The sequence below is a fragment of the Stenotrophomonas ginsengisoli genome (assembly GCF_001431485.1).
Taxonomy (GTDB): Bacteria; Pseudomonadota; Gammaproteobacteria; order Xanthomonadales; family Xanthomonadaceae; genus Stenotrophomonas; species Stenotrophomonas ginsengisoli.
In genome coordinates this window covers 1-11,810 of sequence record NZ_LDJM01000031.1, presented here as the reverse complement: position 1 = coordinate 11,810, position 11,810 = coordinate 1, and the positions used below count along the sequence as shown (strand labels likewise).

Annotated in this window: 12 protein-coding genes; 4 read left to right on the top strand and 8 right to left on the bottom strand. The window is 66.9% G+C overall.

Annotated elements, in window-relative coordinates:
• Positions 1 to 27: 27 nt before the first annotated feature.
• Genes ABB30_RS11935 through ABB30_RS11925 form a run of 3 tightly spaced genes read left to right on the top strand, consistent with a single transcriptional unit; the run spans position 28 to position 3,050 of the window.
• Entirely contained in the window at positions 28 to 1,215 is a 1,188-nt protein-coding gene (locus tag ABB30_RS11935) for a CoA transferase (protein ID WP_057638544.1), read from the top strand.
• A gap of 18 nt (positions 1,216 to 1,233) precedes the next feature.
• Positions 1,234 to 2,193 carry a transaldolase gene (locus ABB30_RS11930; RefSeq protein WP_057638543.1) on the top strand — a complete coding sequence of 320 codons (960 nt, stop codon included), beginning with the start codon at positions 1,234 to 1,236 and terminating at the stop codon, positions 2,191 to 2,193.
• On the top strand, positions 2,190 to 3,050 hold the full coding sequence (locus ABB30_RS11925; protein ID WP_057638542.1) for an acid phosphatase: 861 nt from the start codon (positions 2,190 to 2,192) through the stop codon (positions 3,048 to 3,050). The genes ABB30_RS11930 and ABB30_RS11925 overlap by 4 nt, the downstream gene beginning before the upstream one ends.
• A 173-nt stretch (positions 3,051 to 3,223) precedes the next feature.
• On the opposite strand, the gene ABB30_RS11920 is transcribed toward ABB30_RS11925, so the two are convergent.
• Positions 3,224 to 4,639, bottom strand: a complete 1,416-nt coding sequence (locus tag ABB30_RS11920; RefSeq protein ID WP_057638541.1) for a coniferyl aldehyde dehydrogenase — start codon at positions 4,637 to 4,639, stop codon at positions 3,224 to 3,226.
• A 110-nt stretch (positions 4,640 to 4,749) separates the two neighbouring features.
• Between ABB30_RS11920 and ABB30_RS11915 the strand changes: the two genes are divergently transcribed.
• The gene (locus tag ABB30_RS11915; protein ID WP_057638540.1) at positions 4,750 to 7,119 is read left to right on the top strand and encodes a membrane-bound PQQ-dependent dehydrogenase, glucose/quinate/shikimate family; all 2,370 of its coding nucleotides are present in this window, start codon (positions 4,750 to 4,752) and stop codon (positions 7,117 to 7,119) included.
• A 230-nt stretch (positions 7,120 to 7,349) separates the two neighbouring features.
• Here ABB30_RS11915 and ABB30_RS11910 read toward each other — a convergent pair whose 3' ends face one another.
• The 7 genes from ABB30_RS11910 to ABB30_RS11880 all read right to left on the bottom strand — a co-directional run bounded on the left by ABB30_RS11910 (position 7,350) and on the right by ABB30_RS11880 (position 11,622).
• Positions 7,350 to 7,649 (bottom strand): hypothetical protein, encoded by a 300-nt coding sequence (locus ABB30_RS11910; RefSeq protein WP_152980727.1) that lies wholly within the window; start codon positions 7,647 to 7,649, stop codon positions 7,350 to 7,352.
• Positions 7,650 to 7,829: 180 nt separating this feature from the next.
• Entirely contained in the window at positions 7,830 to 8,399 is a 570-nt protein-coding gene (locus ABB30_RS11905; RefSeq protein ID WP_057638538.1) for an excalibur calcium-binding domain-containing protein, read from the bottom strand.
• Positions 8,396 to 8,710 (bottom strand): hypothetical protein, encoded by a 315-nt coding sequence (locus tag ABB30_RS11900; protein WP_057638537.1) that lies wholly within the window; start codon positions 8,708 to 8,710, stop codon positions 8,396 to 8,398. The genes ABB30_RS11905 and ABB30_RS11900 overlap by 4 nt, the downstream gene beginning before the upstream one ends.
• 316 nt (positions 8,711 to 9,026) lie before the next feature.
• Positions 9,027 to 10,172 carry a serine hydrolase domain-containing protein gene (locus ABB30_RS11895; RefSeq protein ID WP_057638536.1) on the bottom strand — a complete coding sequence of 382 codons (1,146 nt, stop codon included), beginning with the start codon at positions 10,170 to 10,172 and terminating at the stop codon, positions 9,027 to 9,029.
• Positions 10,173 to 10,237: 65 nt separating this feature from the next.
• Positions 10,238 to 10,513 (bottom strand): hypothetical protein, encoded by a 276-nt coding sequence (locus ABB30_RS11890; RefSeq protein WP_057638535.1) that lies wholly within the window; start codon positions 10,511 to 10,513, stop codon positions 10,238 to 10,240.
• Positions 10,514 to 10,638: 125 nt separating this feature from the next.
• Positions 10,639 to 11,028: a hypothetical protein gene (locus tag ABB30_RS11885; RefSeq protein WP_152980726.1), complete on the bottom strand. Its 390-nt coding sequence runs from the start codon at positions 11,026 to 11,028 to the stop codon at positions 10,639 to 10,641.
• Positions 11,029 to 11,172: 144 nt separating this feature from the next.
• Positions 11,173 to 11,622, bottom strand: a complete 450-nt coding sequence (locus tag ABB30_RS11880) for a hypothetical protein (RefSeq protein ID WP_057638533.1) — start codon at positions 11,620 to 11,622, stop codon at positions 11,173 to 11,175.
• Positions 11,623 to 11,810: the final 188 nt, after the last annotated feature.

Here is an 11,810-nt window from a genome sequence, read left to right as displayed (position 1 = left end):
CATGCCGGCACAGGACTTCAAAGACCCATGGATACCCCGACCTCCCCGTTTGACCTGGTACACCGCCAAGGCAGCGCCGGCCCGCTGAGCGGCATCAAGGTGCTGGACCTGAGCGCCTACATCGCCGGCCCGTACGGCTGCACGTTGCTGGCCGACCAGGGTGCCAGCGTGATCAAGGTCGAACCGCCCACCGGCGACAACCTGCGCAAGTACCCGTCCACGCTGGAGGCCGAAAGCCGCGCCTTCCTCGGCGTGAACCGCTCCAAGGCCGGCATCTGCCTGGACCTGAAGGACAGCGACCAGCGCGCCCTGCTGATGCGTCTGGTGGCCGAGGCCGACGTGCTGGTGCACAACTTCCGTCCCAATGTGCCGCCGCGTCTGGGCATCGACTTTGACAGCCTGCAGGCGATCAACCCGCGCCTGGTCTACTGCGCGGTCACCGGCTACGGCGAAACCGGCCCGTTGAAGGAAAAGGCCGGCTACGACCAGGTGCTGCAGACCATGACCGGCATGTGCACCATGCAGGGCAAGAACGACGGCCCGCCGGAAATCCTGTACGGCTCGGTGGTGGACTACTACGCCGCCGCGCTGGTGGCGGCCGGTGTGTCCAGCGCCCTGTACGAGCGCGAGCGCAGCGGTGAAGGCCAGTATGTCGGCGTGTCGCTGCTGCGCAGCGCCCTGACCATGCAGTCGGCACGCATGATCTGGGCCGAGGGCGAGCCGGCCGGGGTCAGCCGCGACATGCGCTCGGGCGGCATCACCGGCCTGCATCCCACCGCCGCCGGCTGGCTGTACATCTCGGCCAACACCCCGCACTTCTGGCAGGCGCTGTGCCGCAAGACCGGCCTGGATGCACTGGCCGAGGACGAACGCTATGACAGCGTGCGCAAGCGTGCCGCCCATGCCCCGGAGCTGCTCACCGCCCTGCATGGCGCCCTGGCCGCACGCAGCGCGCTGGAATGGGAGGCCCTGTTCGGCGAGGAAGTGCCGTGCGCGGCCGCACGCCGGGTCGAGGACATGTTCGACCACCCCCAAGTGCTGGCTGAACAGATGATCGCGCCGCTGGCCCATCGCACGCTGGGCAGCTACCGTGGTGTGACCCGGCCGATCGTTTTCGGCCGCACGCCGGGCCCGGCGCCGTTTGCCGCCCCCGTGTTCGACCAGGACACGGCGGCGATCCGCGCAGCTGCCGCCGGCACGAACAACGACGACTGACCAAGAGAAAAGACAACGATGAGCGTTTCCAAGCTGGCCCAACTGCGCGAACTGTCGGTGGTGGTTGCCGATACCGGTGATTACGCAGCCATTGAAAAGCTGCGCCCGGTGGATTGCACCACCAACCCGACCCTGGTCAAGAAGGCCCTGGACCTGCCGGTGTATGCCGAGCTGATCGAGCGCGAACTGGCCCGCGCGACCGGTGCCAGCGGCAGCCGCGAGGAGATCATCGATGACATCGCCGACCGCCTGACCGTCGGCGTGGGCGTGATGCTCAGCGCGCTGATCCCGGGCCGCATCTCCACCGAAGTGGATGCGGACAAGTCGCACGACACCGCTGCCACCATCGCCAAGGGCCGCCGCTTCATCGCCCTGTACGAAGAAGCCGGCGTGCCGCGCTCCAAGGTGCTGATCAAGATCGCCGCCACCTGGGAAGGCATCGAGGCCGCCCGCGTGCTGCAGGCCGAAGGCATCGACTGCAACCTGACCCTGATCTTCAACCCGGCCCAGGCCCTGGGCTGCGCCGAAGCCGGTGCCTTCCTGATCTCGCCGTTCGTCGGCCGCATCCTGGACTGGTACGTGGCCCGCGGCCAGACCCCGGCCAGCATCGACGAAGACCCCGGCGTGGTGTTCGTGCGCGGCGTCTACAACGAGTTCAAGCGCCGCGGCATTGCCACCGTGGTGATGGGCGCCTCGTTCCGCTCCACCGCGCAGATCGAAGCCCTGGCCGGCTGTGACCGCTTGACCATCTCGCCGGACCTGCTGGAAAAGCTGGCCGCCGACAACGGCGAACTGCCGCGCCTGCTCAGCCCGGTCGCCGCCGATGGCGTGGTGCATGCCCCGGTCACCGCCGAATCGTTTGCTGCGGCCATTGCCGCCGATGCGATGGCCGAGGAAAAGCTGCGCACCGGCATCGAGGGCTTCGTCAAGGATCTGAACGCCCTGCGCAGCATGATCGGCGAGCGCATCGGCGCATGAGCACGCGCCAACCCCTGACCGCCTTGTTGCTGACCCTGGGGCTGGCCGCCTGTGCCAGCGGGCCGGCAACGGCGCCGCAGGCCAACGATGCCATCGACCCGGCCACCGGCGTGCCCGAAGTGCGCGCCGGGGTGCTGGCAGGCTACCTGGGCGCAGACCAGCTGCCCGACAGCCTGGCCCTGCTGCCGCCACCGCCGGCGCCCGGCAGTGCCGGTTTTGCCCACGACCAGGCCGTGGCGCAGGCCGCCTATGCCCTGCGCGACACCCCGCGCTGGCAGCAGGCCATCATCGATGCCGACCTGGATTTCCCCCAGGCCGCCGGCATCTACACCTGCGCCCTGGGCGCGCAGATCAGCGTTGAGCAAACCCCGCACACCTACCTGCTGCTGCGCCGCCTGCGCAGCGATGCCAGCAACGCCACCCGCGCGGCCAAGAACCACTACCAGCGCCCGCGCCCGTTCGTGGTCCAGCAGCAGGACATCTGCACCCCCGAAGGCCGGGACGGGCTGGCCGGCAACGGCTCCTACCCGTCTGGCCACACCGCCATCGGCTGGGCCTGGGCCCTGCTGCTGGCCGAGCTGGCCCCGCAGCACAGCGATGCCCTGCTCGCCCGTGGCCGCAACTACGCCGAAAGCCGCCTGGTGTGCAACGTGCACTGGAACAGCGACCTGGTGGCCGGCCGCCACATGGCCAGCGCGGTGATCGCCCGCCTGCACGCCGAACCGGCCTTCCAGCACGACCTCGCCGCCGCCCGCCAGGAGCTGGCCGCGCAATACGCCAAGGGCCAGCCCCTGCCGGAGCACTGCGCCAGCGAAGCCCGTGCCCTGGCGACACCCTGGGCGGTCCCCGCGCTGTAACCCCGTCGCGCCCGGGTGCGCTCCCACTAGCCGAGCCGCTTCTGTGGGAGCGGCCCCGGCCGCGATCAGGCCAGCTGCACCCCGACGACCGGGCGGCACACCCCGTCGCGCCCGGGTGCGCTCCTACAAACCATCCCGCTTTTGTGGGAGCGGCCCTGGCCGCGACAGCTGCGTCAGCGCACCAGGGCGTCGAGGATGCGGGCGATGCGCGAGTACGGCGGTTTGAGCAGGTCGGTGGCGGTAAGGCGCGGCTGCCACAGGATCGGCAGCGCCTTGGTCATCGCATCAAAGCCGGCGCGACCGTGGTAGGCGCCCATGCCGCTGGCCCCCACGCCGCCGAACGGCAGGCCTTCAGCGGCGAAATGCAGCAGGCAGTCGTTGACGGTGATGCCGCCGGCCAGAGTGTGCTGCAGCAGGTGTTCGACCCGGCGGCGGTCGTTGCTGAAGGGATACAACGCCAGCGGGCGGTCTCCGGCATTGATGTGGGCAACGGCTGCGGCCACCGAATCAACCGCGATCAGCGGCAGCAGCGGGCCGAAGATCTCCTCGTCCATCACCGTGGCATCAGCGCCCGGCTGCAGGATCAGGGTCGGCGCGATCAGGCGCTGGGCAGGCGCATCGGCCGGCACGCTGGCCAGCTCGCGCACCACCAGACCGCGCGCGCGCGCATCGCCTACATGCCCGACCAGGCGTGTGTACTGGCGCTGGTTGATGATGCGGGTGTAGTCCGGGCTGGCCGCCAGATCATCGCCATAACGCGCACGCACCTGCGTGGCCAACGCGTCGGCCAGGGCCTGCACCCGCGCCGCGCCGCCTTCCACCAGCACGTAGTCCGGCGCGATGCAGGTCTGCCCGGCGTTGAACCACTTGCCGGTAGCCAGGCGTGCGGCCGCCTTGTCGATCGGGTAATCGGCGCAGACGATCGCCGGCGACTTGCCGCCCAGCTCCAGGGTGAGCGGGGTGAGGTTGGCGGCCGCAGCAGCCATCACCTTGCGCCCCACCACGGTGGAGCCGGTGAACTTGAGATGGTCAAACGGCAACGCGGCAAACGCACTGCCCACGGCGGCATCGCCCTGGGCCACGGCCACGCGGTCGGCCGGGAACACGCTGGCCAGCAGCTGCGCCAGCCAGGCACTGGTGGCCGGGGTGTTCTCCGAAGGCTTGAGGAAGACATGGTTGCCGGCGGCAATGGCCGTGGCCAACGGGATCAAGGCCAGGTTGACCGGGTAATTCCACGGGCTGATCACCCCGATCACGCCTAGCGGTTCGTGGCGGATTTCCGCCCGCGCCGGCAGCAGGCGCCAGCCCGCCGATACCGGTGTGGGACGCATCCAGTCACGCAGGCGGCCCAGCAGGTAATCAATGGCCGCCAGGGTGGTCATGCCATCGGCGATGCGGCATTCGGCCACCGCACGCTGGCCGAAGTCGGCCTGCATGGCAGCGGTCATCTGCGGCAACTGCGCCTTGAAAGCGGCACGCAGGCGCTTGAGGTCGGCGCGGCGCTGGGCATGGCCGGGCTTGTTGGCCTGCCAGGCAGCACGCAGTTGCGTCAGGGTGGCGGCCAGGGGGTGGTCGGTATCCGGCGTCATCAGCGTTGTCCTCATCCAGGCAGGCATTGTGCCCGATCCGCTGCGCCAACCATGCACCTTGCACACAACCGGCAGCGCACGATGGGCACCTGTCCTGCCGTGGAGTGGTCATGCGCATCCTCACCGTGTTGTTGCTCGCTGTACTCGGGCTGCCGCTGCTGGCAGGTGGTGGCTACCTGCTCAGCCTCGGGGGCAGTGCGATGTATGTCCTCAGCGGCCTGTGGCTGCTGCTGGTGACCTGGGCAGTGCTGCAGCGCCGACGCTGGGCCCTGGGGGCCTATGCGCTGTGGCTGCTGGTACTGCTGGCCTGGTCGCTGTGGGAAGCCGGCTGGCACTGGTGGCCACTGGCCACCCGCCTGGGCCTGCCCGCCCTGCTCGGCCTGTGGATGGCCTTGCCCGCCCTGCGCCGGCAGCTGGATCAACCGGCCGGCACCACACGCCGTCGCGGCGGCTCGCTGGCCGTGCTGGCCAGCGCCTTGCTGCTGGCAGCAGTGGCCTTCACTGCGTTGCTGCGGCCTGATCCGATGCCGCATGGCCGGCTGCCGATGGAGATCGTCAACGCCGCACCGGCAGCAGGTATCGACGTGCCCGCCGACGGCCAGTGGCCGGCCTATGCCGGCACCCATCATGGCCAGCGTTATTCGCCACTGGAGCAGATCAGCACCGACAACGTCGGCCGGCTGGAGCTGGCCTGGAGCTTCCGCACCGGCGACCTGCGCCGGCCCGACGACGTCACCGAAACCACCTACCAGGCCACCCCGCTGAAGATCGGCAACACCCTGTACCTGTGCACCCCGCACAGCCTGGCCATTGCCCTGGATGCGGACAGCGGCAAGGAGCGTTGGCGCTTTGATCCCGGGGCCGGAATGGAACCGGCCCGCCAGCACCAGACCTGCCGCGGCCTGTCCTACTTCGTCGCCCCAGCCACTACGGCGCCTGCCGCTGCCTCGGCACCTGCCGCTCCGGCCATGTGCAGCGAGCGGGTGTTCCTGCCCACGGCCGATGCCAAGCTGTACGCACTGGATGCGCACACCGGCAAGACCTGCCCCGGCTTTGCCGACAACGGCGTGCTCGACCTGATGCACAACATGCCGTTCAAGCAGCCCGGCTTCTACTACTCCACCTCACCGCCGCTGGTGGCCGCCGGCAAGGTGATCGTGGCCGGTGCGGTCAACGACAACTACGCGGTCGATTCCCCATCCGGGGTAATCCGCGCCTACGACGCCATCAGCGGCCAGCTGGTGTGGAATTTCGATTCCGGCAACGCCGCGCAGACCGCGCCGCTGGACCCCAACGATCCAGCCCAGGTCTACAGCGTCAGCTCGCCCAACAGCTGGTCGGTGGCCAGTGCCGACGAAGCCCTGGGCCTGGCCTACTTCCCGATGGGCAACCGCACCCCGGACCAGCTCAGCGCCTACCGCAACGCCGATGCCCAGCGCTATGCCACCTCGGTGGTGGCGCTGGACCTGGCCAGCGGCCAGGCCCGTTGGGTGCAGCAGTTCGTGCATGACGACCTGTGGGACATGGACACCCCGGCACAACCGGTGCTGCTGGATCTGGACATGCCGGGCGGGCGCGTGCCGGCCCTGGTGCAGCCGACCAAGCAGGGTGATGTGTACGTGCTGGACCGCCGCGATGGCACACCGCTGCTGCCGATCGGCCAGCGCCCGGCTCCGCAGGGCAATGACATCAGCGGGCAGAAGGTCTCGCCGCTACAGCCGTATTCGGCGCTGAGCTTCGAGCCGGAACCGCTGCGCGAAGCCTCGATGTGGGGCGCCAGCCTGGTGGACCAGATGCTGTGCCGCATCGCCTTCCGCAAGCTGCGCTATGAAGGCCGTTACACCCCACCCTCGGTGCAGGGCACGCTGGTGTATCCGGGCAATTTCGGCGTGTTCAACTGGGGCAGCGTGGCGGTGGATCCACGCCGTCAGGTGATGTTCGGCATGCCCACCTATCTGGCCTTTGTCTCCACCCTGGTACCGCGCCAGCACGTACAAGGCCAGCCGCTCAATACCGGCGAGCAGGGCCTGAACGAAAATGCCGGTGCCGATTACGCAGTGAACATGCACCCGTTCCTGTCCCCGCTGGGCGTGCCCTGCCAGCAGCCGCCGTGGGGCACCGTGGCCGGCGCGGACCTGCGCACCGGCAACATTGCCTGGCAGCACCGCAACGGCACCATCGCCGACCTCAGCCCGCTGCCGGTGCCGGTGAAAATGGGCGTGCCCGGCATCGGCGGGCCCCTGCTCACCGCCAGCGGGGTGGCCTTCCTCGCCGCCGCAGTGGACAACAACTTCCGCGCCTACGACCTGGCCAGCGGCAAGGTGCTGTGGGATGTGCGCATCCCCGCCGGCGGCCAGGCCACACCGATGAGCTACCTCAACAGCCAGGGCAAGCAGATGGTGGTACTGGTGGCCGGCGGCCACGGCTCGATCGGCACCAGCCCCGGTGATTACGTGCTGGCCTACCACCTGCCCGACTGATCGCCACAACCGCCACCTGCCGTGCACATCCTGCGCGGCAGGTGGCCACTGGGCTTGTCATCAACCCAGCACCGAGGCAGGAAGCCGCGCTATGGCCGGCGCAGCGGTACTGTTGCACCGGCTCAACAGCAAGCAGATGTGCCGTGCAGCCGGGCAATGCCGGCAAGGGCAGATGCCAAACACCGGCACTCGGCGATGCCTGTGCCATGGCGGCATACAGGCAGCATCACTCACTGGCTACGCCGCCGTTCCACCTGCCGTGCCAACTGCACTGCCAGCATGGCCATGGCCACGAACTGCTCGTTGGCATCGTCATCGGCATGCACCTGCACCTGCTGCGCATCCACCAGGCTGAGCAGCTTGCGCCGCAGGCTGCCCACCAGCACATCGCCCTGATACAAGCGCCAGGTGGGCGAAAACAGCGCAAATTCGCCGCGTGCCTCAAAGCGCGGCTGCTGCGCACCATCGCTGATGGCCACACGGCCACGCAGCGAGAACAAGGCATTGGCAAGGATCAACTGACGCGGCATGGTCACAGGCGTTCATGGTGGCGGGCCAGCATGCCAGCCACACACGCGGGCTGGCAAAACCGCCTGCCAGATCCTGCACCTGTAAAACGCTGTCTCGCCGGAAGCTGAAGCCGGTGACGGCTGCAGCCAGGCATGACTCGATTCCTCAACAGTGCCTGCGACGGGATCCAGCAATACCGCTCAGTTGCACAACTGCTGTTCGCAGGGGACACCATCGCCATCACCATCCATCTTGGTGTTGGGACAGTGGCGCAGGAAATACCGTGCCTCTTCGCAGGAGCGCATCTGCGAACAGTGCTGACGCCCATCGCAACTGAAACGCTGCGCCTGCCGCACCACCGGGCTGGCAGCATGCGTGGGCGATGCCGCAGGCTCTGGTTGGCCCACGTACCTGGTGTAAACCACAGCCACGATAGCCGCGATGGCGCACAGGCTGAGCAGCGCACCCAACCAGCCGGAGCGCTGCCCGCGTGGCTTGTGCTCACGCACAGCACGGGACGGTCGGTTGGCCCCCGGACGCAGGATGCTGATCGCGCGCACCTTGCCATCAGGCCCGGCCTGGGTCAGGTAGGTAATGACCTCCCCCACCTGCGGGCGGCGGCCGTCGTGGGGAAACGCCGAGATATGCGCAAAAATTTCAGCGCCCCCACCAGCCGGGGCAATGAAGCCGAATCCGCGCTCGTCATTCCAGCGCGTCAGTGTGCCGTGGTGTCGCGCAGCGGCACCTGTGGATGGATGACCGGTATTCATCGTGCAGAATCCCGCAGGTACAAACGGTCACGCAGCTGATAAGCACAGAACAGAAACATGCCCAGCATCATGAAGCCAGGCAGCACCCATGAGAGATGCAACAGAATTTGCGTCGACCCCAGGGTAATCATCCACAGGCAGTACCACGTCCGGTCACTGCGTTGCTTGCCGATTACCTTCTCGGCATAAGCCCAGGCCAGAAACCGTTGGTTGTAAAGGTCAGGCCAACACCAGGCCATCAGCAGACCAAAGCCCCCTGACACCAGGACTATCGTCGACAAACCCAACCCCAAATACCTCAGCCAGTCCATAGCGCTTCCATGTTTGTGCGGCGCCCACCAGTGAACGCACGCTTTTTACGAGCACCGCCAACACAGCACACATGCAGCCCAAATCGCCCATGGGCAGTGCGCATGTGGCGGCTCCGATGGGTGGCACCGAGCAGGCGATGGTAGGCAGAACCTGGCACCGTCAGCAACCAACGCCTGCTCATTGCCGGCCGTTACAAGCGACCACGGTATGCGCGGCACATACGCCGATCACAGGCCAATGACCCGGCACTACCTGCTGGATACCGCACCGAAAGACCGGGGGCTTTCCACTACAGGAATCGGTAGGCCCCGAGGCTCAGGGCTGGGCGCTGATCCAGTCCAGCGCCGGGTACTCACCCTGCCCCATGAAGTGCTGCAACAGGCCTTGGTAGGCCTTGGGGCCGTTCTGGCTGTTGGTCAGCAGCACCAGGTGCTGGCCGCTATCGCGGTCCACGGCGAAGAAGGCCTTGAAGCCGGGGTTGTCGCCCCAGTGCCAGAGCAGACGCCGGCCATCCTCGTCCTGTTGCAAGCCCACGCCCAGGCCCCAGGCAATACGCGGCTGCGGGGCGGTGGTTACGCGCGGGTCGATGGCGTCGCTGGCCGGGGCCAGCATCGCCGCATGGGTGGCCGGCAACAGGCCCTGCCCGGCGAACAATGCCTTGCTGATGAAGCGGTGGTAATCACTGGCCGTGGTGGACAGCGTCCACGCGGTGTTTTCCCACGTAAAAACGCGTTCGCGCTCCAAGGTGCCGTCTTCATGGTGGCCATGGGCCTTGTGTGCATTGAAGCGCGGCGTGGCCAGGTAATGGCTGCTGTGCATGCCCAGCGGTTCGAACGCCTGCTCACGCGCCAACTGCTCCCATGCCTTGCCGGTCACCTGCTCCAGCGTGCGCTGCAGCAGGTAGAAACCTTCGCCGGAATAAGCAAACGCCTGCCCCGGTGCGAACAGGCTCTGCAGCGGCGTCGTATCGATGGCCGGGTCAGCCGGGGAAATCTGCCAGTTCGGCAGGCCACTGGCGTGGCTGAGCACCATGCGCGTGGTAATCGCCTGCGCCGGCAGGTTGTCTTTCAAGCGTGGCGACGGCCAGTACTGCCACAGCGGTGTATCCAGATCGATCACCCCGGCATCGGCCAGGCGCAGCGCGACATACGCGCCCACCACCTTGGACAACGAGGCTGCCTGGAACACCGTCTGTGCATCAACGGCCTCACTGCCATCGCTGCGCTTGAGCCCCGTGCAGTACAGGGTCACCTCACTACCCTTGCCCTGCAGCAGCTGCGCCCCGGGAATGCCGGCCTCCTGCACGGCATGGGCAAACGCCTTATAGCCGGCATCGCTGGCCACCAGTGCGCGATCGTCCTGCGTACAGCCGATGGAGGGGATCGCCGGCGTGGCCGCCAGCACCGACCACGGCGCAACACTCAACAGCAGGGGAACAAGCAGGCGGCGAGCGCGTTTCATCGGCAAAGGCTTCCAGGCAGGCAGCCTACGTTTTTACGGCAAGCAAGCGGTGCCGACAACGGCCATCAACGCGTCCGGCGCAGCGGTTCGCCCTTCAACGCACAGACCCCGAGCAACAACACGACGATCAGCAGATTGCCGGCCATGAATGCCACCGGCGACCGGGTGGGCGGGAACAGCACCGCTGCCGCGATGATGCCGGCCAAAGCCAGGGCGTAGCTGAGCCAGCCTTGAAAGCACAGCGGCCAGTCCCAGCCCAGCCCCGACGGCTTGGCCCGGAACCAATAGGTCTTGCCGGGTATGGACGGGCGGCTGGTGGTACGCGGGGTGGGTTCATTCATGCCCAGCCATCCACTGCCCCACACGGAACAAGCGCACTGCTGGAAGCCAGGCATCGCAATACAGAAAACGCAACGGCATCTGCCACCTCACGGCTGTCGGCTGGGTATTGGCTCAGCGTAAAGCATCAACCACTGTTGCCGACAGGCCGCACAAACCAGGCCCGTGCACTCGGGGTAAAAGTGAGCACGGTGGCCAGCACCGGCAGCACGAACTGCAGCAAATACACCGGCAGGTGCACACCCGTTGGCAGCTCTGGCTTGTACACCGGCATCAGCACGGCCGACACCGCCACGATGACGGCCACCATCCAGCGCGTGAAGTTGTGCCCGGCATACAGCGAACGGGCAATGCCAGCGAACACCAGCAATGACACGGCCCAGATCACCCAACCCGTCACGCTGCCCGGCAGGCCCGCACCGAACCACCACAAACGCAGCAACGACAACACCCCGTAGCCCAGCAACAACCAGGCGGCGACAACAACGGTACGGGGTGGGCGTGGCGAACGGGCCATGGGCAACCTGTGCAGCAATGAATCAACAAACCCGGATTGTCGCCCAGCAGCTTGCTACCTGCACACCATCAAACAAACAGGCCTGTGCAGCCACACCGGATACGCCAACCTGACCTCGTTGGTTTCGTTTACTTAGGAGCTTGCTCAGATAGAGCGGGCCACGATGGCCAGCTCGTCATCCAGTGGCAGGTCCATATCTCCACGTACCTGCGATGCGGCACGGACCACCGCACCAGTCACCAGATACACCAACACCGTCTCCCCGCGTATCAACGTGGCATCACCAAATCGGGACGATGGCCAGCAGCCGATGGTGCCGAGGACACCCTGCCCAGGCGTTCGCACCTGCAACACAGCATTCAACGTGCCCTTGAGCGACCGCAGCACGCGCATCTGCGCAGTGCCATCGCCCTGCTCCATGACCTCACCAACGAACACGGCATCCGCCCGTGCAGCCAGCTCATCCGCCAGCTGCGACTGTACAGCCAGCTCCTGCGCCTGGATCTGCAGATACCGCTCACTCCCCACAACCAACGACGGACATGCAGACGCCAGAGGTGCGAATAGGCACAGCAAAAGGATCAACTGACGCATAACACTCACCAGCCTCTTAACTATGGATCACCGAAAGCAATTAAGTGCACTCTGACCCTGAGGTTTCCCCGCGTTTCTGCCATTGATATCAACAACTTGTGATCATCACAGCAGAAACAGGCGCGCGCATGACGCAGCCTTGGAGGTGACTAAACCAAAAAAGGACTGACGATCATGCGCGCCAGCCA

Coding starts and splice junctions, on each gene's coding strand:
- ABB30_RS11890 (WP_057638535.1), bottom strand. CDS start 10,513: ATGAATGAACCCACCCCGCGTACCACCAGCCGCCCGTCCATACCCGGC.
- ABB30_RS11910 (WP_152980727.1), bottom strand. CDS start 7,649: ATGCCGCGTCAGTTGATCCTTGCCAATGCCTTGTTCTCGCTGCGTGGC.
- ABB30_RS11920 (WP_057638541.1), bottom strand. CDS start 4,639: ATGACGCCGGATACCGACCACCCCCTGGCCGCCACCCTGACGCAACTG.
- ABB30_RS11885 (WP_152980726.1), bottom strand. CDS start 11,028: ATGGCCCGTTCGCCACGCCCACCCCGTACCGTTGTTGTCGCCGCCTGG.
- ABB30_RS11895 (WP_057638536.1), bottom strand. CDS start 10,172: ATGAAACGCGCTCGCCGCCTGCTTGTTCCCCTGCTGTTGAGTGTTGCG.
- ABB30_RS11915 (WP_057638540.1), top strand. CDS start 4,750: ATGCGCATCCTCACCGTGTTGTTGCTCGCTGTACTCGGGCTGCCGCTG.
- ABB30_RS11900 (WP_057638537.1), bottom strand. CDS start 8,710: ATGGACTGGCTGAGGTATTTGGGGTTGGGTTTGTCGACGATAGTCCTG.
- ABB30_RS11930 (WP_057638543.1), top strand. CDS start 1,234: ATGAGCGTTTCCAAGCTGGCCCAACTGCGCGAACTGTCGGTGGTGGTT.
- ABB30_RS11880 (WP_057638533.1), bottom strand. CDS start 11,622: ATGCGTCAGTTGATCCTTTTGCTGTGCCTATTCGCACCTCTGGCGTCT.
- ABB30_RS11905 (WP_057638538.1), bottom strand. CDS start 8,399: ATGAATACCGGTCATCCATCCACAGGTGCCGCTGCGCGACACCACGGC.
- ABB30_RS11925 (WP_057638542.1), top strand. CDS start 2,190: ATGAGCACGCGCCAACCCCTGACCGCCTTGTTGCTGACCCTGGGGCTG.
- ABB30_RS11935 (WP_057638544.1), top strand. CDS start 28: ATGGATACCCCGACCTCCCCGTTTGACCTGGTACACCGCCAAGGCAGC.